18 protein-coding genes are annotated in these 20,328 nt (G+C 53.8%); 12 read left to right on the forward strand and 6 right to left on the reverse strand.

All coding sequences use genetic code 11. From position 1 onward, the window contains the following. The first annotated feature begins 80 nt into the window (after nt 1-80). The 4 genes from PFRI_RS03345 to PFRI_RS03360 all read left to right on the forward strand — a co-directional run bounded on the left by PFRI_RS03345 (nt 81) and on the right by PFRI_RS03360 (nt 5,483). Nucleotides 81-1,061 (forward strand): AraC family transcriptional regulator, encoded by a 981-nt coding sequence (locus PFRI_RS03345; protein WP_072629327.1) that lies wholly within the window; start codon nt 81-83, stop codon nt 1,059-1,061. A gap of 87 nt (nt 1,062-1,148) precedes the next feature. Further along, nucleotides 1,149-3,554, forward strand: a complete 2,406-nt coding sequence (locus PFRI_RS03350) for a GcvT family protein (protein ID WP_072629328.1) — start codon at nt 1,149-1,151, stop codon at nt 3,552-3,554. Continuing rightward, nucleotides 3,551-5,071, forward strand: a complete 1,521-nt coding sequence (locus PFRI_RS03355; protein WP_072629329.1) for a trimethylamine methyltransferase family protein — start codon at nt 3,551-3,553, stop codon at nt 5,069-5,071. The genes PFRI_RS03350 and PFRI_RS03355 overlap by 4 nt, the downstream gene beginning before the upstream one ends. 115 nt (nt 5,072-5,186) lie before the next feature. Further along, nucleotides 5,187-5,483 carry a hypothetical protein gene (locus tag PFRI_RS03360; RefSeq protein ID WP_072629330.1) on the forward strand — a complete coding sequence of 99 codons (297 nt, stop codon included), beginning with the start codon at nt 5,187-5,189 and terminating at the stop codon, nt 5,481-5,483. Nucleotides 5,484-5,568: 85 nt separating this feature from the next. On the opposite strand, the gene PFRI_RS03365 is transcribed toward PFRI_RS03360, so the two are convergent. The 4 genes from PFRI_RS03365 to PFRI_RS03380 all read right to left on the reverse strand — a co-directional run bounded on the left by PFRI_RS03365 (nt 5,569) and on the right by PFRI_RS03380 (nt 9,913). Beyond that, on the reverse strand, nt 5,569-6,348 hold the full coding sequence (locus PFRI_RS03365; protein WP_072629331.1) for an IclR family transcriptional regulator: 780 nt from the start codon (nt 6,346-6,348) through the stop codon (nt 5,569-5,571). Nucleotides 6,349-6,356: 8 nt separating this feature from the next. After that, a complete protein-coding gene (locus tag PFRI_RS03370) occupies nt 6,357-7,715 on the reverse strand; it encodes a TRAP transporter large permease (protein ID WP_072629332.1) in 1,359 nt (452 codons plus the stop codon). Then, nucleotides 7,715-8,560: a TRAP transporter small permease gene (locus PFRI_RS03375; RefSeq protein ID WP_072629333.1), complete on the reverse strand. Its 846-nt coding sequence runs from the start codon at nt 8,558-8,560 to the stop codon at nt 7,715-7,717. The genes PFRI_RS03370 and PFRI_RS03375 overlap by 1 nt, the downstream gene beginning before the upstream one ends. 120 nt (nt 8,561-8,680) lie before the next feature. Then, nucleotides 8,681-9,913, reverse strand: coding sequence for a TRAP transporter substrate-binding protein (locus PFRI_RS03380; protein WP_072629334.1), 1,233 nt, complete (start codon nt 9,911-9,913; stop codon nt 8,681-8,683). Between the two features lie 110 nt (nt 9,914-10,023). On the opposite strand from PFRI_RS03380, the gene PFRI_RS03385 reads away from it, so the two are divergent. Both PFRI_RS03385 and PFRI_RS03390 read left to right on the forward strand, forming a co-directional pair. Beyond that, nucleotides 10,024-11,616: a GMC family oxidoreductase gene (locus tag PFRI_RS03385; protein ID WP_072629335.1), complete on the forward strand. Its 1,593-nt coding sequence runs from the start codon at nt 10,024-10,026 to the stop codon at nt 11,614-11,616. Nucleotides 11,617-11,688: 72 nt separating this feature from the next. Beyond that, nucleotides 11,689-12,441 (forward strand): phosphate/phosphite/phosphonate ABC transporter substrate-binding protein, encoded by a 753-nt coding sequence (locus PFRI_RS03390; RefSeq protein ID WP_072629336.1) that lies wholly within the window; start codon nt 11,689-11,691, stop codon nt 12,439-12,441. A 103-nt stretch (nt 12,442-12,544) separates the two neighbouring features. Here PFRI_RS03390 and PFRI_RS03395 read toward each other — a convergent pair whose 3' ends face one another. Together PFRI_RS03395 and mutY are read right to left on the reverse strand one after the other, a co-directional pair. Beyond that, nucleotides 12,545-13,678, reverse strand: coding sequence for an alkane 1-monooxygenase (locus PFRI_RS03395; RefSeq protein WP_072629337.1), 1,134 nt, complete (start codon nt 13,676-13,678; stop codon nt 12,545-12,547). Continuing rightward, nucleotides 13,675-14,766, reverse strand: coding sequence for an A/G-specific adenine glycosylase (mutY, locus tag PFRI_RS03400; protein ID WP_072629338.1), 1,092 nt, complete (start codon nt 14,764-14,766; stop codon nt 13,675-13,677). The genes PFRI_RS03395 and mutY overlap by 4 nt, the downstream gene beginning before the upstream one ends. Nucleotides 14,767-14,876: 110 nt before the next feature. On the opposite strand from mutY, the gene PFRI_RS03405 reads away from it, so the two are divergent. The 6 genes from PFRI_RS03405 to PFRI_RS03430 all read left to right on the forward strand — a co-directional run bounded on the left by PFRI_RS03405 (nt 14,877) and on the right by PFRI_RS03430 (nt 20,215). Next, nucleotides 14,877-15,383 carry a DUF721 domain-containing protein gene (locus PFRI_RS03405; RefSeq protein WP_072629339.1) on the forward strand — a complete coding sequence of 169 codons (507 nt, stop codon included), beginning with the start codon at nt 14,877-14,879 and terminating at the stop codon, nt 15,381-15,383. Between the two features lie 11 nt (nt 15,384-15,394). Beyond that, a complete protein-coding gene (locus PFRI_RS03410) occupies nt 15,395-15,991 on the forward strand; it encodes a DsbA family protein (RefSeq protein ID WP_072629340.1) in 597 nt (198 codons plus the stop codon). Continuing rightward, the gene (locus PFRI_RS03415; RefSeq protein WP_072629341.1) at nt 15,988-17,103 is read left to right on the forward strand and encodes a CaiB/BaiF CoA transferase family protein; all 1,116 of its coding nucleotides are present in this window, start codon (nt 15,988-15,990) and stop codon (nt 17,101-17,103) included. Before PFRI_RS03410 ends, PFRI_RS03415 begins: the two co-directional genes overlap by 4 nt. A 162-nt stretch (nt 17,104-17,265) precedes the next feature. Further along, the gene (locus tag PFRI_RS03420) at nt 17,266-18,435 is read left to right on the forward strand and encodes an MFS transporter (RefSeq protein ID WP_072629342.1); all 1,170 of its coding nucleotides are present in this window, start codon (nt 17,266-17,268) and stop codon (nt 18,433-18,435) included. A gap of 114 nt (nt 18,436-18,549) precedes the next feature. Beyond that, nucleotides 18,550-19,572, forward strand: coding sequence for an aspartate-semialdehyde dehydrogenase (locus PFRI_RS03425; protein WP_072629343.1), 1,023 nt, complete (start codon nt 18,550-18,552; stop codon nt 19,570-19,572). 127 nt (nt 19,573-19,699) lie between these two features. After that, on the forward strand, nt 19,700-20,215 hold the full coding sequence (locus tag PFRI_RS03430) for a DUF2799 domain-containing protein (protein WP_072629344.1): 516 nt from the start codon (nt 19,700-19,702) through the stop codon (nt 20,213-20,215). Nucleotides 20,216-20,328: the final 113 nt, after the last annotated feature.

Below are 20,328 nucleotides of genomic sequence, written 5' to 3' on the forward strand. Positions count from 1 at the left end.
AGAGTATAGACGAGGTGAAAGTGGCAAACTATGATCAATTAATTCCAAATGAGTGAGCTATAATACCATGCGATTCACACATGTCTGAGGGTTTCATTTCTAACGCATTTGTCAGTGAAGCGCTGGATTGCGCGTGGCGTGGCAATGTCGATATCAACGCACTTTTAACACAAGCACAGATCGATGCACCTAGTGGAGGACAGGTTAGTCCAGAGGCGTTTGGCCGCCTGTGGCTTGGGATCGCGAACGCAATGAATGATGAATTTTTCGGCAACGCCGCACGTCCCATGCGGCCTGGAAGTTTCACATTGATGGCACATGCGGTGCGCACCGCACCTACAGTTGAGGTCGCTTTGCAACGCGCGCTTAGATTTCTGAAAGTCGCGATTGATGAACCATATGGCACACTCGATGTCACCCAAGGCACAGCACAGATTACGCTCCACGACAGTCGTACAGATCGCAGCGCGTTCGCGTATCGTACCTATTGGGTTATCCTGCACGGTCTAACATGCTGGCTTGCCGATGCACGTATCCCTCTGCAATCGCTCAGTTTTACTTGCATCGCGCCTTGGCACAAAAAGGACTATCGCCAGTTTTTTGGCGCGCCGGTTGTGTTTAAAGCCCCCATCGGTGCCCTCCGCTTTGACGCGAGTTATCTCAAGCGTCCAGTGAACCGGAGCGACGCTGCCCTGAAGCGTTTCTTGCGCGCTGCACCAGGGACGTTTTTGATTGGATATAAGTTCGATGAAGGCACTGTAAGTGCGGTGATGAAAGTGCTGAAAGCGACGGAACCGATGGAGTGGCCAACGCTGCCTCATCTCGCCAAGCAACTCGATATTTCCGCAGCGACATTGCGTCGTCAGCTTTTGCAGCAAGGGCACAGTTATCGCAGCCTGAAGGCTGACCTCAAACGAGAGCGCGCGCAGACGTTGCTGCGCGAAACCCATCTGCCCGTGAGCGAGATTTCCAATCGTTTGGGGTATGCAGAACCGAGCGCGTTTTTTCGCGCGTTTCGTGGGTGGAGCGGCCAGACGCCAGAAGCTTGGAGAAAGACTTAGCGACGCTTTTTGTCGGTTTTGGGTCAGAGCAGAAGCGCGCGACCTTCGAACATGAACGCGAAAGAAGATGCGTGAAAGGGCCATGCCATGAAATCCCACTACAGAGTTGTCGTTATAGGTGGCGGCGTCGTTGGAACGTCGGTTCTTTATCACCTTGCGAAAATGGGCTGGTCTGATGTGTGCCTGATCGAACGCTCTGTTTTGACGGCGGGGTCATCTTGGCATGCAGCGGGCGGTATACATGCGCTGAACGCGGACCCGAATATCGCGCAATTGCAGGCCTATACGATTGATCTGCTGAGCGAGATTGAAAAGGAAAGCGGTCAGAACATCGGGCTTCACATGACAGGTGGTCTGACGATGGCGGGCACGCCGGATCGCTGGGAATGGCTGCAATCCGCCTATCGCACCTTCCAATCCATCGGGATCGAAGATTGCCGTTTGGTGAGCGTCGAAGAAGCGGTTGAACTGAACCCGATCATGTCGGGTGAGGGCTTGCTCGGCGGTATGTGGGCGGATCGAGAGGGGTATGTCGATACCACCGGAACAGTCCATGCCTATGCGGGTGCGGCCAAGAAACACGGCGCAGACGTGATCGAGCATAATCGCGTGTTGGAGTTGAATCAAACGTTAGAAGGCTGGGAGATTGTGACCGAAAAAGGCACGATCAATTGCGAACATGTCGTTAACGCAGCGGGTCTTTGGGCCAAGCAAGTCGGACGCATGGCAGGGATCGAACTGCCTGTCTCGCCGCTGAACCACCACTACCTTGTGTCCGACACGATCCCCAAGCTCGAAGAGCTGGATTTCGAGGTGCCCATGACCGTCGACCTCGAGGGTTTTACTTACATGCGGCAGGATCAGAAGGGCCTTTTGCTTGGTATCTATGAGGTGGATCACGAACATTGGATGATGGACGGCGCACCATGGGAATACGGGTTTGAGCTTCAGAAAGAAGACACAGATCGCATCGAAAAAGAGCTGATCATGGGGTTTGAACGCTACCCTGATTTGCAAAATGTCGGTGTCAAAACATGGGTGAACGGCGCGTTCACCTTCTCGCCCGACGGAAATCCTTTGGTCGGTCCAGTTCCCGGCAAACGCGGCTATTGGACGGCTTGCGCCGTCATGGCGGGCTTTTTGCAGGGTGGCGGTGTCGGAAAATCGCTGGCGGAATGGATCATCAATGGCGAGCCAGAGGCGGATGTCTACGGCATGGACGTCGCGCGCTACGGCGTCTTTGCAGAGAACAAACAGTACATCAAAGAAACCACAGGCCAGTTCTATTCGCGCCGTTTTATAATGACCTATCCGAACGAGCAATTGCCAGCGGGACGTCCTTTGAAGATGGCACCAGCGTATTCAGATATGACCGAGGCGGGATGCCAGTGGGGGCAAAGCTGGGACCTCGAAGTGCCGCTCTATTTCGGGGGCAAAGGGTTCGAAGAAACGCCGTCGCTCAAACGCTCTAACGCGTTCGACATTGTCGCTGCTGAATGCAAAGCTGTGCGTGAAAACGTCGGTCTGTTGGACATTTCAGGCTTTTCCCGTTTCGAAGTGTCGGGTGCGGGTGCAGAGGCGTGGCTGAACACCATTTTCGCGACCAAACTCCCAGAGGCTGGCCGTTCGCGTTTGGCGGTCGCGCTGGGCGAGGATGGTCGTCTCAAAGGGGACCTTACGCTCTTTAACTGGGGCGATGGAACCTATTGGATCATGGGCAGCTACTATCTGCGTCGTTGGCACATGCGTTGGTTTGATGATCACATGGGCGCGGATGTGCAGGTGCGTGACTTGGGCGATGAGGTGTGTGGTTTCTCGCTTTCTGGACCGAACGCACGCAAGGTGATTGAAAAGCTCTCTGATGGTCCTGTGGGCGATTTGCCTTTCATGGGCTGTGGTGCATTTGATATCGGAATGTTGCGCTGCAAGGTTGGGCGTATGTCGGTGACAGGTGAGCTTGGATATGAAATCCACTGCCGCATGGGCGATCACATAACTTTGCGCAAAACCTTGCTGGAAGCGGGCGCAGATGTTGGCATCAAAGAGATCGGCTTCAACGCGATGCTAAGCCTGCGGCTAGAGAAATCCTACGGGATTTGGTCGGCGGAGTTCACACAAGGCTACACCCCTGCGATGACCGCGATGGACCGTTGGATTGATTTTGACAAAGAGGGTTTTGTCGGTCGAGATGCAGCACTTGCAGAGCGCGATGGCAATGGTCCTGCGCAGGTGCAAGTGACGCTGGAGATTGAAGCGGACGGTGCGGATGCCAGCGGGTATGAGCCGATTTGGCAGGATGGTAACAAGATCGGATTTGTGACCTCTGGCGGCTATGGCCACACGATGGGCAAATCCTATGCGATGGGTCTCGTCGATGTGGCAAGCGCGGCGGAGGGCATGGACCTGACCGTGCATATCGTCGGTGTGGAGCGCACAGCGAAGGTGATCGCGCCCTCGCCCTACGATCCCAAAGGCAAGGCGATGCGCCCATGAGAAAAGGGCGCAAAGCGCGGCAGGCGGATGATGCGCCAAAACGCAAAACCGATTACCGCAATCTGAAAAATCCCTTTCCACTGATGAAGGCGTTTAGCGATGATCATATCGCCAAGATGCACGAAGCTGCGCTCGATACTTTGGAAAATCTAGGTGTCAAAGTCCTGCTCCCTGCCGCGCGCGAGACGTTTCGCCAAGGCGGTGCAAAGGTCGATGAAAGCACGGAGATGGTCTACATAGGCCGCGATATTGTGCAGGCCGCGCTCGCAAGTGCACCTAAGTCGATCCCTGTCGCGGGTGGCGCAAGGGATCGCGATATTGTGCTCGAACTTGGCAACCTATGCTTTCAACCCGGTGCAGGCGCACCTCATGCGACGGATCGCATCAAAGGGCGTCGGCCCGGCACGTGGAGTGACTACCAAGACCTCACGCGCCTCACTCAACATTTCGACGTTTTGCACATGGTTCCGCCCTTGATAGAGCCTCAGGATATTCCAATCCACTTACGCCACTACGCGACGATGGAAGCGCAGATGACGCTGACGGATAAAGTGCCTTTCGTGTTTTCACGCGGTACGCCGCAGGTCGAGCAAAGCTTTGAGATGTTGCGCGATTTTCGTGGGCTAAGCGACGCTGAATTTCACGCAGGCGCGCAGTGCTATACGATCATCAACACCAACTCGCCGCGCACGATTGATATCCCCATGGCGCAAGGTCTCATTGATTTCGCCAAAGCGGGACAGGTGTCTATCGTTACGCCCTTCACCTTGATGGGGGCGATGGCGCCGATCACGGTCGCGGGGGCGATCACGCTCAGCCATACCGAAGCGCTGGCCGCGATCACGCTCACGCAACTCACCAAGTCGGGTGCACCGGTGTGCTACGGCACGTTCACCTCTAACGTTGATATGAAGTCGGGCGCGCCTGTATTCGGTACGCCGGAACACTTCCGCGCTTCGCTGGCTGCGGGTCAACTCGCGCGGTTGATTGGCCTGCCTTGGCGCTCTGCCTCAGGCAGTGCTGCAAATTCCAACGATGTGCAGGCAGCCAATGAGACGCAGTTTGGCACGTGGGGCTGTCTCATGGCGGGGGCGACTGTGATCATCCACGCGGCTGGTTGGCTGGAGGGTGGTCTCACCGTGTCTTACGAGAAGCTGATCACGGATATGGAAGTGCTGCAAATGGTGGCCGAGCTGTGCGCTGCTGGCGAAACAGCGGGCGCGGATCTTGGACTTGATGCAATCGCGGATGTACAGCCCAGCGGGCATTTCTTCGGTACGCCGCATACGATGGAACGCTATCAGACGGAGTTCTATGAGCCCCTCGTTGCGGATTATTCTAACTATGGCACGTGGCAAGAGCGTGGAGCGATCGATGCAAACACCCGTGCGACAGGGGTTTGGCAGGATATCCTAGCGCGGCCTAATCCTGTAAAATCAGATGGCCAAGCCGTGGGTGATCTGAAAGACTACATCGCGAAAGCGACTAAAGCAGGCGGTGCAGCGCCTGTCAGTTAAGGTTAATTTGACGCAATAGCGGTTGTTGTGTCATAAACGCCGCTATTGCGTGTGAAAACGGAGTTGGGGGATGCGTTCCGGTTCAGGGGCGCGACATATTTTTGGAGTACTTCACATGAGTTTTTTTAAAACAATTAGCCCTGCACTTATTCTTGGCTTGGCCGTTGCGACTGGCGCAAATGCACAAGCGTTTGGTGTCGTTGAGACTGGTGGTGCGTTCGGTGTTGGAACTGGCGCAGTGCCGGTTGCTGTTGCCCCAGCGCCGACTGCAGCGGTCGGCATTCCACCAGTCACTGGTTTCGCAACTGGACTTGGTGGCCTAGGTGCGGCCGGTTCCATAGGTCTTGGTCTCGGCGCGATTGTCGCCGTGGGCGCGATATCAGGTGGTGGTTCGACGTCCAGCACAAACTAATTGCCAGAGCTGACACATAGGAAGGGCGGGTTTTGGCCTGCCCTTTTGCTATTTTCGGCTTTCGGGAAAAACTGATAAACAGGGCTTAATTGCTGTGCAACTCTGACAACTTCTCTGCTGCAGATTTCAGGTCAGGCAGGAACTTTACCAAATCCGTCACCGCATGGCGTTGTTCTGGCGCGTGGACAGACAAAGTCGCCATCAAGCGGCCAGCGCTGTCGATGACGGGCACCGCAATCGCGGTCATGCCCAGCATGAACTCTTCATCGTCTTGCGAATAACCACGCTTGCGGGTTTGAGCCAATTCTTGACGCAAGGCCTCGCTTGTTACGATGGTTTTTTCTGTCAACGCTTCGAGCGGGCGCGCGTTCAGGACTGCTTCCAACGTGCTATCGCGCAAGGTCGAGAGATACATTTTCCCGCTTGCCGTGCAGTGAAACGGTACTTGAGTGCCAATCGGCAACTGAATGCGTAGCGGCCATTTCGTCTCGACGCGATCAAGATAGGTCATGCCTTCGCGATCTGGCGTGGCAAGGTTGCAGGTCTCGCCAATCTCTTCAGCCACGGATTTGAGAATTGCTAAACGCCCTGTGCGCAAGCGCTCGGATGACATTGTATGCACCGCAATTTGGCGCAAACGCGGACCGGGACCATAAGAGCGGCCATCCAAGTCACGCTGCAAAAACCCTTCGGCCTCGGCGGTTTGCAAAAGTCGATGGATTGTTGGTTTAGGAAGCCCAAGCGCGGAACTTAGCTGCATGGGCTTCAAAGGAGTGCCTGCCTTGGCGATTTCTTCGACAACTAACAAGAGGCGCAAATTCGTAGGAATCTGCGTCTCTTGGTTTTTTTGAAAGTCGTCAGGCATCAATACTCTTATCTGTTTGGTACGAGGAACAGGGCCAAATCTGGCACAAGCGCGACCAAGAACCAAACACTGATCAACGCCACGAGGTACATCGTGGAATAGCGCAGTAGCCTGAAATACGGAACCCCTGTCACACCGGATGCGACGTAAAGGTTAAGACCGTACGGTGGCGTGATGAAGCCAATAGATGCACCCACAAGGAAGATAACCGAGAAGTGGATCGGATCAACGCCAACACTTGCCGCAATCGGTGCCAAGATCGGCGCCAGAATGATCGTCACAGGGAGCGATTCAAGAACCATACCCGCCACAAACACAATCGCCATCGCAGTGAACAGAACCGGATAATAGCCACCCATGCCTGTTACAAAGCCACCGATCACTTCCTGCGCGCCCAAGAGCGACAGGATTTGCTGCATCACAACCGAGACCGCAATCAGCGGTGCCAAGATGCCAGAGATCTGAGCAGAGCGCACCACAACTGATGGAATATCCTTCAGTGTGAAACCCTCAACAACAAACATCGATGTGATGGAGCGTTCCTCGATTGGTGTGTCCTCCGTGGTGCCCATGATCTTGTTCAGCGGATAGCTGGCAAGCGCCACGATGATACCAAAGCCAACGGTCACACCCGCCGCTTCTGTGGGTGAGAACTTACCTGTGTAAATCCCCCAAAGAACCAGACCGATTGCGAAGAAGCCGAGCCATGCGCCAACTGCTGTTTTCAAAACACGCTTGAAAGACAGAGCAATGATGATGCCCCAACCGTTGATAGAGCAAACGACGAAACACGTCGCCATCATGGCCAGAACCATCAAGGCCCCCGGCACGATACCCGCGATGAACAGATCAGAGATCGGGAGGTTCATCAGGAAGCCGTAAACGATGAAGATGATCGAGGGTGGAATAATGATACCCACCGTACCGCCCGCCGCAGCAGTCGCGGCCGAGAAGCGCTCATCATAGCCGCCTTTGACCATTTCAGGGTGAAGCATTGAACCGATGGTTGCAGTCGTTGCCGAGTTCGATCCAGAAATCGCCGCGAACAATCCGCAAGCGCCAATCGCTGCCATCGCCAGACCACCACGGATCCAGCCAAGGCAGGAATATGCGAAGTCGGACAATCTTTTGGCGATACCTGATTTGTTGATCAGGTCTCCCGTCAGAATGAACAGTGGCATCGCAAGCAATGCAAAACCGTCCTTGAAGACGTTCAGAAGTTCGCCGCCTGTGTTATCAAGTGTTAACTCAATAACGAAGCTACAGCCGACGACCCAGTAAAAGATCACCAGCAAAACCGGCGTTCCCATCATGAATAGGAACGTGCAGGCCAGAGAGATAATCGTGATCCAAGTTGAATCTTCCATTAGACGTCCCCCCCGATAACAGCTTGTTTGATGAGCTGTTCGCCCGCTTTGTATCTTGCGAAATCTTCGACCATGTTTTCAATAGCGCGCGTAGAGAGCAGGATGAAACACACAGGCATCGTCACAACGAACCACCAGCGCATTGTGTCGTCCGTGCCAAGCACGATGGCGAAGTTGTCATAAGTGTTTACCGTTCCGCGTGACATTGTCGTTACGAGAATGACGCAGAAGATCAGCCAAAGAACGTTGTCGAACGTCAGCCAGAATAGCTGGCCTTTGGGGCCAAACTTTGTGCGGAATTCGGAAAAGCTCAGGTGTGTGCGCAGGCGAATGTTAAACGTCGCGCCGAACCAAGCCATGATCATGAACAAGAGCGGTGGGATGGTCGTGGACCAAGGTACTTGTACCGAAAAGACAAAGCGCTGAACCACGCCAATGAAAATGATCGAAGCCATGATGATGTAGCAATAAATCACGATTGTACGCTCGGGTGTGCGTTCAAACATGATCAGAAGAATGGGGCCAAAGACCACCAAGACCGGAAGGTATCCCAAAGTCAGCGTACCGAGTAAGCTGTTCATCGCAGGCAGGAAGGCCGCAAGCATTCCCATGAGCAACAGAACAGAAATGATCGGATGCGTGATCTTAGTAGCGGAATAGCCTAACCGCTCTTCCAGACGCTCTGCAAATCGTTCGCGGTAATAGAACGCGATTGCACCGAGGATCGTCAACGGCCCGAAAACGAACCAAGCGCCCTCAGATCGATAGGCCTGTACGGTTTTGAAAGTAATGTCGCCACTCAGCGTCGCGCTGACGATTGTGACCATGTCCGACCAGATTGACATCTGGCACCCTCCCTTATGAATTAAGTTCGCCCACTATGACGCATTCTCGCGCTCTGGGAACAAAAAAGCCGGCCCAAATTTCTTTGGACCGGCCCGTTTAGTCGATAAGCCGTTTTAGACTTATGCTTTCCACCAGCGACGTGGTTCCACGTTCTCTGGAAGCGTATCTTCGTCGATCTCACGGGAGATGTTGTAGATGTCCTGGTATGTGTCGTGACCACCGGACCAACCGTTAAGACGCTCGCGCCACTCTTCCCACAACTGTGGTTGGAACTCGGGTGAGCACATCTCTTCTGCTTTACGCTTCTCTTCTTTGGAGAGGAACGCGTTACGCACGTTGTTCTTCGCGAAGATCGTGTTTGGCAGGATCGGATCAGAAACACCAACCGTCTTCACAAGCGCAGCTTCGTTTGCCGCTTGAACGTGTGTCTGTGCCCAGTAAGAGCTTTCCATGACAACGTCCTGCAACTCGCCGGACAGACCGTCAAAGACGCCTGCGTTCATTGCTGTGTGCTCTGTACCGCAGAAGAAGTCGAGATATACGGACTGGGACACCACAGGTGCCATGTTCGCGTAAGCAACCGCAGAAGACCATGTCTCCGCACCGTCGATCAGACCTGTCTTAAGCGCGTCAAGCGTCTCTTCCCAAGCAACTGGAACCGGGTTCAGGTTCATAGCAGTCATGGCGATACGGCCAAGCTGTGTACCTGTTACACGGTTCTTCGTGCCAGCAAGTTGATCAACAGATGTGACTGTCTCTTTGTCTTCCCACTTCAGACCCAGCTGGATGCCGCGAAGCTCAGCATGAGAGAAGAGGAACTTCAGACCGTGACGCTTCTCGTATGGGTCACGCAAAAGACGCTGGGACTCTGGGTGATACAAGAAGTGATACTGGTCTGCGCGATTACGGAACTGGTAAGCATAGTCCAGAACGTTGAGGTACGGCGCGCCGCCTGCAGAGTTCTGTGTAGACGCCGCGTAGATATCTACGATGCCCTGCTGACATTTCTCAACGCAAGAAACCTGACCACAGATCTGGTTGTCGCCGATGAACTCAACACGAATCTCACCGTCGGAGCGTGATTCGAGGTCACGAGCGAATTCCAAAGCGCCAGCGCGCTCGATCAGAAGGTTGCGTGCGTTAAAGCCAGCCGCACCAAACTTAAGCGTGTGCTTAGGCTCTTTTGCGAAGCGCTTTTCATATGTGGATTCTGCTGCGGAAGCCAAGTTTGCAAGGCTCATCGCGCCGCCGAAGGCACCTGCAGCCATAAGCGTCGAGCTCATGCCGTACTGACCGGCGACCTTAAACAGGTCCCGACGTGTTAGGTGATTGATTTTGTTACTTGTGCTCATAGCTATCTCCCGGTTTGCTAATTAATGAGACGTTTTGTTTCAAAAAAAGGCTAGCTTACAATTTCGAATTTGCATAGAGTTTTTTTGAATTGATATCGAAAGGGTTCATTGTGGAGGCTGATTTTATCGTCGTAGGGGCTGGTTCAGCAGGTTGTGTACTTGCTAATCGCCTAAGCGCAGACCCTAAAAATAAAGTCATCCTTCTTGAAGCAGGCGGTAAAGATTCGAACCCTTGGATCCACATTCCAGTAGGCTACTTCAAAACTATTCATAATCCAAAAGTCGATTGGTGCTATAAAACCGAACCTGACGAAGGTTTGAACGGACGCTCCATCGAATGGCCGCGCGGCAAAGTTTTGGGCGGATCATCTTCGCTCAACGGATTGCTTTATGTACGCGGCCAAGCACAGGATTATGACCGCTGGCGTCAGATGGGTAATGTCGGTTGGGGCTGGGAAGATGTCCTGCCCCTGTTCAAACGATCTGAGCGCAATGAACGTGGCGCGGATGAGTTTCACAATGATCAAGGTGAGCTTTCCGTCTCCAACATGCGCATAGAGCGACCGATCACAGACGCATGGGTCGAAGCGGCGCAAGCGGCAGGATACAAGTTCAACCCCGACTACAACGGTGCCGATCAAGAAGGCGTCGGTTTTTTTCAGCTAACTGCAAAAAATGGCCTACGTTGCTCTTCCGCTGCCGCCTTTTTGCGTCCTGCGAAGTCGCGCGAGAACCTCACGATCATCACCCACGCCCTAGCGCAGAACATCATCTTTGAGGGTAAGCGCGCCACTGGCATCCGCTACAAAGACCGCTCCGGCAAAGATCAGATCGTCTCCGCGCGCAAAGAGATCGTCATCTCTGGCGGCGCGATCAATTCGCCTCAACTTCTGATGCTCTCCGGTATCGGGGATCCTGAGCAATTGGCAGAACACGGCATTGAAGTCGTCGCGCCGCTCAAAGGGGTTGGCAAGAATATGCAAGACCATTTGCAAGCGCGTCTCGTTTATAAATGCCATGAACCAACTCTGAATGACGAGGTCGGCTCGCTCTTTGGTCAAGCCAAGATCGGTCTGAAATACATCACGTCCCGCTCTGGCCCGATGACGATGGCCGCGAGCCTTGCGACTGGCTTCTTAAAAACCCGCGAAGACTTGGAAACGCCGGATATCCAGTTCCACGTGCAGCCCTTGTCCGCCGAAAACCCGGGCAAAGGTGCGGATAAATTCTCTGCCTTCACAATGTCGGTCTGTCAGCTTCGCCCCGAATCCAAAGGCGAAATCAAACTCGCCGACAGCAATCCCATGACTTATCCAAAAATCCACCCAAACTATCTCTCTACCGAGACGGATTGCCGAACCGCGGTCGCAGGTGTGAACATCGCGCGCACGATTGCTCGACAAGAACCACTTGCCTCCAAGATTTCCCAAGAGTTCCGCCCGCATGCGTCCCTCGATATGGAGAGCTATGATGAGACGCTTGATTGGGTGCGCAATAACACGGCGTCCATCTATCACCCCACGGGTACCTGCAAAATGGGCAACGATGCGATGTCAGTTGTTGATGATAAATTACGTGTGCATGGTATCGAAGGACTACGGGTCGCGGATTGCTCCATCATGCCAGAGATCGTCAGCGGCAACACCAATGCCCCTGCAATTATGATTGGCGAAAAGGCGAGCGATCTTATCCTGAACGGGTAAAATCCCGCTCTTGCACCTTGGCTCTGCATCTCTATGGATGTCCTCGATTGGACACTTTTTGAGAGAGCAAACATGATCGCCAGCCTTATGATGTACGCCCGTCCTGAACTCGAAGCGGCGCACAGACGCTATTGGATGCTTATCCGAGATGAACTGGCTGCGGTTGGCATGGACAGCCCTTTAGAACTGTCCCAAAATGCGTCTGCGTTTGTTGTGTGGGAAGACCCAGACTTGGTCCTTAGCCAAACCTGTGGCATGCCCTACCGTTTACGCCTGAAAGACAAAGTCACGCTGGTCGGCACACCCGACTACGGCCTTCCTGATTGCGCGGCAGGCTATTATCGCAGTCCTTTCGTCGTGCGCGCAAATGATCCTCGCACTGACCTACGTGATTTCAAAGACGCGACCTTCGCTTTTAATCAACCTCATTCGCAATCAGGCTACGCCGCCCCTTATGCGCATGCCAGAGGTAAAGGTGTCTGGTTCGACAAACTCATCCAGACAGGCTCGCATAACATATCCGCAGCTTGTGTTGCTGATGGCCGTGCTGAAATCGCTGCTCTGGATGGCATGACATGGCGCTTGATTATGCAATACGAACCCTTTGCCAAACAGCTGCGTGTGCTTGAGTGGACCGCCCCAACTCCGGGCCTCCCGCTCATCACTTCTTCAAGGAACGATCCTGACAAAGTCTTCACGGCTGTTCAAAACGCTATCACACGTATGGATCCTGCCGACAAAGCAGCACTTCACCTAAAATCACTGGTGAAAATATCCAAAGCCGACTACCTCGCCGTCCCAAATCCACCAGAAATCAAAAGCTAAACGCCTTCGCTTCCTCTCTTCATAAATATCCGGGGGGTGAATTGGCCTTTGGCCAAGAGGGGGCTGGCCCCCTCCCTTAGCGACGCGGCACGCGGCGCAAACCCTACTTGGGCAATGGGTTCAACGCTTTGTTATAAGCACGCCATTGCGTGATCTCGGGATAATACATCTCACGCCACCGCTGCACGCGCGGGTTCATGATCTTCTTCCATAAACGCGGATACATCGCTGCCATCGTCATCACCGGATAGCCGTATGGCAACTGGGGCGCGTCTGCCTCTGTGTAGGTTTGCAAAAGTGGAAAGCGGCGGTCCGGTTTGTAATGATGGTCCGAGTGACGCTGCAAATTGATCAATAACCAGTTCGACGCCTTATGCGCTGCATTCCATGAATGACGCGGTTGCACATGTTCGTATTTGCCATCCCCTAGATGCTTACGCGTCAAACCATAATGCTCGACGTAATTCACCAGCTCCAACTGCCAAATCGCAATGAAGGCTTGGAAGACAAACAGCAAAATCCCTGCCACACTATCAAGTAAAAACGCCAACACAATGAAACCAACCTGCAAAGCCCAGTAGCGAAAGAACGGATTACTCAAATCCGTCCAAGGCAAATCTTTGCGCGCCAACATCGCCTTCTCTGCGCCAAAGGCAGAATGCCAGCACTGGCGCAGAACACGCGGGAAATAGCGGTGAAATCCTTCGCCGTAGCGCGCCGTCACAGGATCTCGCGGAGTGCCAACATAGCGGTGATGCACCAGCAAATGCTCGGAACGGAAGTGCGAATACAAAACCATCGCAAGCAACGCATCCCCCAAGAAACGCTCACGCTTGTTCTTTTGATGCATCAATTCGTGGCTGTAGTTGATCCCGATCGTTCCCGTCGCCGCACCAACGCTAAAGAACAGCCCGATCTTTTCCCAAGTGCCCAGATGCTCTGCTTGGCCCGCATAGTAGATCAACCCAAAAATGGTTAAAAACTGGATCGGCACCCAAAGGCTCGTCAGCAAAACATAAAGCGAAAGATGTTCGTCCGCCGTATTGGGATTAACGTTCTCAAGGTTCAAACCGCCCACAACGTCTAAAGCCGAAAACAGATACCACGTAAGCACAGGAATAATCAGCACCCACCAGCCGCCAACAATGGCAGACAGCCAGACCGCAGGGATCAATAGGAACGAAATCCAGAACGGCAAAGCGCTTTGCACTTTCGCGGCTGTGTCAGATGAAATCATTTGGCTCTGCTCCTTGGCGCATCTTTTGACGTCGTTTTACTGCCACCTGTCGCTAAATCAAAGGCCTTGCGCATCACGGTTGGCAGATCAGACGGGCGAAACTCTTCCAATGGCATAAATTCACCGGTATCAGGTGAACGATCCATCGGAACGAGCGCAGTTTTCACGATCAAACGCAGATGAAAATGGGTGAACGTGTGGCGCGCCTCGCCCTCGATCACTTTCCATTGCGCTTTCATTGGCTCTGCCTCAACAGGCACGCCCTCGATCCATTCGCTTCCGGGCCAGCCGAGCATTCCACCGAGTAATCCCTTGTCTGGCCGTGTCTCTAGTAAATACGCCCCATCCACGCGTCGCGCGATATATGCGATGCCCAAACGGATCGGCTTTTTCTTCTTTGGAACCTTCTTGGGCAATTCCACATGCGTCCCCGCCAAGCGCCCTTTGCAAGGATCACGCCAAGGGCACAACCCGCATGCTGGGTTCTTGGGCGTGCAAATCGTAGCCCCCAAATCCATGACGGCTTGCGCATAATCCCCCGCGCGCTCTTGGGGTGTTAAAGCCTGCGCCAGCGTCATCAATTCAGGCTTGGACAAAGGCAAAGGCGTGTGCACATCATAAAGCCGCGACATGACGCGCTCTACGTTTCCGTCCAAAACCGTCTCTGGCAAATCATATGCAATCGAGGAAACGGCGGCTGCGGTATAGGGTCCAATCCCCGGCAGTTTCAGCAATTCATCGTGGGTGTCTGGAAAGATGCCGTCATATTCATCTGCAACTACGCGCGCGCACTTCAGCAAATTTCGCGCACGCGCATAATATCCAAGACCCGCCCATTCGCCCATCACATCCGCGTCCTTCGCTGCGGCCAAATCCGTGACACTCGGCCAACGGCGCGTGAAGCGGACGAAATATTCTTTGACGGCAGCTACGGTTGTTTGCTGCAACATGACCTCAGACATCCAAATGCGGTAAGGATCAGGACGCACGCCTGCACAGCGATCCCCGGGACTAACCCGCCAAGGCATGATGCGTGCGTGGCGATCATACCACTGCAAGAGCGTCAAAGGATCAATTGGTTCACGCAATCTTTATATACCTTAATGGATGGTTTCGCTGGCACCCTGCGTCATGCACTCTAAGATAGGCCGGAATTCAGATAGACCAGAATCGCAAGATGCAAGGCAGGACAAACCCTATGGCGCAACGCCGTGCAACCTCGAAAGGCTTCGCTCGTACATCGAGCCTGCTGACGCAGCGCATTCGCAAAGCGTCCGAGTCGCGTGGCTTTGCTCAATCGCGTTTGCTGACCCATTGGGAAGAGGTCGTGGGCGAAGACATCGCAGCGATCGCACGCCCTGTGAATGTTAGTTATGGTCGCCAGGGGTTTGGCGCTTCGCTTACAATTCTCACAACCGGATCGAATGCGCCAATTCTTGAGATGCAAAAGGAACAAATTCGCACCAAGGTGAATGCGGTCTATGGCTACAACGCGATCAGCCGTATCAAAATAACCCAGACCGCACCTGTTGGTTTTGCCGAAGGGCGCGCTGTGTTTGAACGCGAAGTGACGCCAAAGAAACCCGAGCCAACACCCGAGATCAAACAAGCCGCTGCGCAATCTGCGGGTGGTGTAAAAAGCGATGATTTGCGCATGGCCCTTGAGCGGCTGGCACAAAACGTATTAACCAAATCCAAAACCTGAGGAGAAGCCGAATGCTTCGCACCCTACTTTCTGCCGCAGCAGCGGTCATGATGACCCTAACGATGGCATCCGCTCAAGAGAGCGAAATCCCCGACATGATCCAAGGCGACGCGGACGCAAAAGTCGAGATCATCGAATACGCATCCTACACTTGTCCACACTGTGCCTCTTTCCACGCGGGTCCGTACAAGGACCTCAAGAAAGACTATATCGAGACAGGTAAAGTGAAGTTCATCTATCGCGAAGTCTACTTTGATCGCTTCGGTCTCTGGGCGTCGATGATTGCGCGCTGCGCTGGGCCTGATCGCTTCTTTGGGATGACGGATTTGCTTTATAAAGAGCAGTCCTTGTGGTCACGTGCAGGCGACCCAGCTGCGATTGTTGTAGAGCTGCGCAAGATTGGCCTGAAAGGTGGTCTTGATAACGACGCCCTTGATGCCTGCCTAGAGGATGCAGACAACGCGCAGGCGTTGGTCGCTTGGTATCAAGAGAACGCAGAGCGCGACAACATCCGCTCCACGCCGTCTTTCTTGATCAACGGTGAGCCATATTCCAACATGAATTACGCGGATTTCTCTGCGATCATTGACGAAAAACTGGCAGAATGAGCGCGCCGCTGCAAGGTCTGAAAGTCGTGGAACTGGCGCGTATCTTGGCGGGCCCCTGGGCTGGCCAAACACTTTCAGATCTTGGGGCAGACGTCGTCAAAGTCGAAGCCCCAGCGGGCGATGATACCCGTCGCTGGGGCCCTCCGTTCATAGAACGAGAGGGTGACACATCCGCCGCTTATTTCCACGCGTGTAATCGCGGTAAGAAATCGGTGACAATCGATTTTCGCAACGCCGACGGGCAAGCGCAGTTAAAGGCGCTTATCGCAGATGCGGATATTCTGATCGAGAACTTCAAAGCCGGTGGTTTGGCGAAATACGGCCTCGACTATGCGTCGCTCAAGGAAGAATTTCCTGAACTGATCTACTGCTCGATCACGGGCTTCGGTCAGACGGGCCCATATGCGCATCGCGCAGGGTATGACTTTATCATCCAAGGCATGTCAGGCTTGATGTCCATCACTGGCGAACCCGGTGGTCAGCCGCAAAAGTCGGGCGTTGCGATTACGGATATCTTTACGGGCGTCTATGCCGTGTCTGGTATTTTGGCAGCTGTGCATCAACGTCACACGACGGGCAAAGGCCAGCACATCGACATGGCGCTGTTGGATGTGGCGGTGGCCGTAACCGCGAACCAAGCGATGAACTATCTCGCGACAGGTGACGCGCCCGGCATGATGGGCAACGCGCATATGAATTTGACGCCCTATCAGGTGTTTGATTGCAGTGACGGCCACATCATCATCGCGACCGGCAATGATCCGCAGTACCAGCGGTTATGTTTGTTGCTAGGTGTTGAGGAGATGGGTTTTGAAGCACGTTTTGCAACCAACGCAGATCGCATCGCAAATCGTGATGAGATGACGCGTCTTTTGACAGATCAAACCTTGCAGATGTCCAAGATCGAACTGCTCGCAGCTTGTGAAGCGCATGGTGTGCCCGCAGGTCCGATCAACGATATGGGTGAGATGCTGGCTGATCCCCAGATCAAAGCGCGCGGTATGCAGATCGAGCTTGATGGCATCGCAGGTGTGCGCGCGCCTTATGTGTTTTCGGATGCAGAGCTTGCGCTGGATCGGCCGTCGCCCAAGCTTGGTGAAGACAATACCTAATTGATGTATTTCGAATTGCTAAAGCAATCCGACCAACTGGTGGAGTTTCACTCCCCCAGACCCCCACAGGATATTTGGAAAGAGAGGAAGCGTAGAGTGGCGCTTGCTGATGCATCAATTCTCTGACACTCAGTTCAGGACGTCTGAAAAAGTGAGAATGCGATGAGAGCGGGTCTATTCCTTTTGAGTTTGGCCTATGTGCTAAGTCAGTTCTACCGTGCTTTTCTGGCAGTCATGACGGATGTTTTAGGGGCTGACCTAGGCGCAGCGCCGGACGATTTGGCCATGGCATCGGGGCTTTGGTTTCTTTCATTCGCGGCCATGCAAATCCCTGTTGGCTGGGCGCTTGATACGCTTGGACCTCGGCGGACAGCGTCTTGGCTTTTGCTTTTTGGTGGTGCCGGAGGTGCGTTTGTTTTTGCAATGGCGAATACGCCGCTTCATCTAAATATCGCTATGCTACTGATTGGGGTCGGTTGTGCACCCGTGTTGATGGCGAGCTTTTTCGTTTTTGCACGGGTCTACTCAGCGGCGATGTTTGCCACACTTGCCTCTGTGATGATTGGCGTTGGATCTTTGGGCAATCTTGCGGGCTCTGTGCCGCTCGCGCTCGCGGTTGATGCGTTTGGATGGCGCGAAACGGTGATGGTTTTGGCTGTTATTACGGGTTTGATCGCCATTGGATTGTTCTTTGCGATCAAAGATCCTGAGAGGGTCGAGAGTGATGCGGGTGGCTCTGTTCTGACGCTTCTGAAGATGCCTGCGCTGTGGTTGATCATTCCGCTGATGTTTGTTGCTTATGCGCCAACAGGGGCGATCCGAGGTTTGTGGATCGGGCCGTATGTCACTGAGGTGTTCGGTGGCAATGCTGGCACCGCGTCGCTTATCATGGCGAGCGCGATGATCGCGGGGACGCTGTGTTATGGGCCTTTGGATCGTTTGCTGGGGACGCGCAAATGGGCGATCTTTGGGGGCAATAGTTTTGGCGCTCTGACTTGCCTCGCATTGGGGTTAGGTCTTGCGAGCGGCTATTGGGAGGCTGTCTTACTCTTTAGTCTTGTTGGCTTCTTTGGCATGTCTTTCCCTTTGATGATGGCGCATGGGCGTGCGTTCGTGCCGGCGCATCTGGCGGGGCGGGGGGTGACGTTGATGAACCTCTTTGGAATTGGCGGTGTTGGGCTGGTGCAGATGATCTCTGGCCGCATGCATGCCAGCCTATCAACGGATACGCTAAGCCCGGCTGACCCCTATCATGCGATCTTTTTGCTCTATGGGGGATTGCTGGTTTTCGGCCTTGCGATCTATGCTTTTTGCGAAGACAGGCTCGATTAAGTCACAAACGCTCTATCGCAGTGCGCGCCCCCCTTTTCCAATGCTCAAGATAGGCGTATAGCAGCCGCGTTGATGTGCGCCCGCACGTCTTCAAACCCGTAAAGGAGTAACCCGATGGGGTATAAAGTCGTCGTCGTTGGCGCCACCGGTAATGTGGGCCGTGAAATGTTGAACATCCTGGATGAGCGCAAGTTCCCAGTGGATGAGCTGGCCGTATTGGCGAGCCGTAAATCCATGGGTACGGAAGTCAGCTTTGGTGAAAAAACGTTGAAGACGAAAGACTTGGACACGTTCGACTTCACGGGGTGGGACATTGCGCTCTTCGCTGTTGGCTCTGACGCCACCAAGAAGTACGCGCCTGTGGCCGCAAAATCCGGTTGCGTTGTGATCGATAACTCGTCGCTTTATCGCTATGATCCGGATGTTCCATTGATCGTGCCAGAGGTGAATCCAGAGGCGATCCATGGGTATTCCAAGAAAAATATCATTGCGAATCCTAACTGCTCGACTGCGCAGATGGTTGTGGCACTGAAGCCTTTGCATGACCGCGCGCGCATCAAGCGTGTTGTCGTCAGCACGTATCAGTCCGTTTCTGGTGCAGGCAAAGGCGGCGCTGACGAGTTGTGGGATCAGACCAAGTCGATCTACAACCCGACCGACGACAAGCCGCCGAAAACCTTCACCAAGCAGATCGCGTTTAATGTGATCCCGCATATCGATGTGTTCCTCGATAGTGGTGAAACCAAAGAAGAATGGAAGATGGTCGCGGAAACGAAGAAGATCGTCGATCCGAAAATTAAGGTTACAGCGACCTGTGTGCGTGTGCCTGTGTTCGTGGGTCACTCTGAATCGATCAACATCGAGTTCGAGGATTTCCTCGACGAAGATGAGGCCCGCGACATCCTGCGCGAAGCCCCCGGTGTCATGGTGATCGACAAGCGCGAGGATGGTGGCTACGTCACGCCCGTTGAGTGCGTTGGCGACTATGCGACGTTTATTTCGCGTATCCGTCAGGACAGCACGATTGATAACGGAATTAACCTGTGGTGCGTGTCCGATAACCTGCGCAAAGGTGCTGCTTTGAACGCTGTGCAGATCGCAGAGACGCTTGGCAATCGTGTGCTGAAAAAAGGCTAAACGCTTGTCATCGAGTTTGGTTACCCCGTCCCTTTGGGCGGGGTTTTTCATTTGAGGGATGTGTTATTGCATAACATAGGTGTCGGATTGCAAGGTTGGGGCGAGCTTTAACTCCAAGGATTCCCTTATGCGCGTCGTTCTCATTCTTTTGCTTTCATTCACAGTGTCTGGCTGCGCCACGCTCTCGAAAGAAGAGTGCCTCACAGGAAATTGGGAAGAAATCGGTTTCCGAGATGGCACCAACGGGCGTACCAGCGATTATCTGCAAAGCCATGCAAAGGCTTGTGAAAAAAGCGATGTGCGTCCTGTGCAAAGCCTTTGGGAAAAGGGCCGTCAACGTGGCCTGCCTGCGTACTGCGTCCCTGCGAAAGCCTATTCAGAGGGGAAAAAGGGCAATGAGTTGCGTCCTGTGTGCCCTGCCACGCAAACCCAATCGCTACGGGCTGCCAATGAGAAAGGCTTGGAGTATCGCGCATTCAACGAAGAGATTACTCAAGCGCAGTACCGCATCGATGAGATAGAGCGCAGCTTGATCGCAGAAGAGAGCAGGGAGAAACGTGCGCTTCTTGTGCAAGAACGTCGGGCACTTTCGCGCAATATACGTTTGCTGGAATTACAGCGTTCGTTCGTTTCTTCGCTCTAGGTTTGCTCTATCAGGTTCATCTCGGGCTGTTGTCTGAAATGGCCGGTGACCTGCCCCCCTAGGCTCCCTCATTCATAACGAGAGTTTGCGGGTTTGGATTTCATATTCTTTAT

Origin of the sequence: Planktotalea frisia (assembly GCF_001890925.1) — a bacterium.
Classification (GTDB): Bacteria; Pseudomonadota; Alphaproteobacteria; order Rhodobacterales; family Rhodobacteraceae; genus Planktotalea; species Planktotalea frisia.

Coding starts and splice junctions, on each gene's coding strand:
- PFRI_RS03350 (WP_072629328.1), top strand. CDS start 1,149: ATGAAATCCCACTACAGAGTTGTCGTTATAGGTGGCGGCGTCGTTGGA.
- PFRI_RS03355 (WP_072629329.1), top strand. CDS start 3,551: ATGAGAAAAGGGCGCAAAGCGCGGCAGGCGGATGATGCGCCAAAACGC.
- PFRI_RS03390 (WP_072629336.1), top strand. CDS start 11,689: ATGATCGCCAGCCTTATGATGTACGCCCGTCCTGAACTCGAAGCGGCG.
- PFRI_RS03420 (WP_072629342.1), top strand. CDS start 17,266: ATGAGAGCGGGTCTATTCCTTTTGAGTTTGGCCTATGTGCTAAGTCAG.
- PFRI_RS03360 (WP_072629330.1), top strand. CDS start 5,187: ATGAGTTTTTTTAAAACAATTAGCCCTGCACTTATTCTTGGCTTGGCC.
- PFRI_RS03425 (WP_072629343.1), top strand. CDS start 18,550: ATGGGGTATAAAGTCGTCGTCGTTGGCGCCACCGGTAATGTGGGCCGT.
- PFRI_RS03415 (WP_072629341.1), top strand. CDS start 15,988: ATGAGCGCGCCGCTGCAAGGTCTGAAAGTCGTGGAACTGGCGCGTATC.
- PFRI_RS03380 (WP_072629334.1), bottom strand. CDS start 9,913: ATGAGCACAAGTAACAAAATCAATCACCTAACACGTCGGGACCTGTTT.
- PFRI_RS03365 (WP_072629331.1), bottom strand. CDS start 6,348: ATGCCTGACGACTTTCAAAAAAACCAAGAGACGCAGATTCCTACGAAT.
- PFRI_RS03410 (WP_072629340.1), top strand. CDS start 15,395: ATGCTTCGCACCCTACTTTCTGCCGCAGCAGCGGTCATGATGACCCTA.
- PFRI_RS03370 (WP_072629332.1), bottom strand. CDS start 7,715: ATGGAAGATTCAACTTGGATCACGATTATCTCTCTGGCCTGCACGTTC.
- PFRI_RS03395 (WP_072629337.1), bottom strand. CDS start 13,678: ATGATTTCATCTGACACAGCCGCGAAAGTGCAAAGCGCTTTGCCGTTC.
- PFRI_RS03345 (WP_072629327.1), top strand. CDS start 81: ATGTCTGAGGGTTTCATTTCTAACGCATTTGTCAGTGAAGCGCTGGAT.
- PFRI_RS03405 (WP_072629339.1), top strand. CDS start 14,877: ATGGCGCAACGCCGTGCAACCTCGAAAGGCTTCGCTCGTACATCGAGC.
- PFRI_RS03375 (WP_072629333.1), bottom strand. CDS start 8,560: ATGTCAATCTGGTCGGACATGGTCACAATCGTCAGCGCGACGCTGAGT.
- PFRI_RS03430 (WP_072629344.1), top strand. CDS start 19,700: ATGCGCGTCGTTCTCATTCTTTTGCTTTCATTCACAGTGTCTGGCTGC.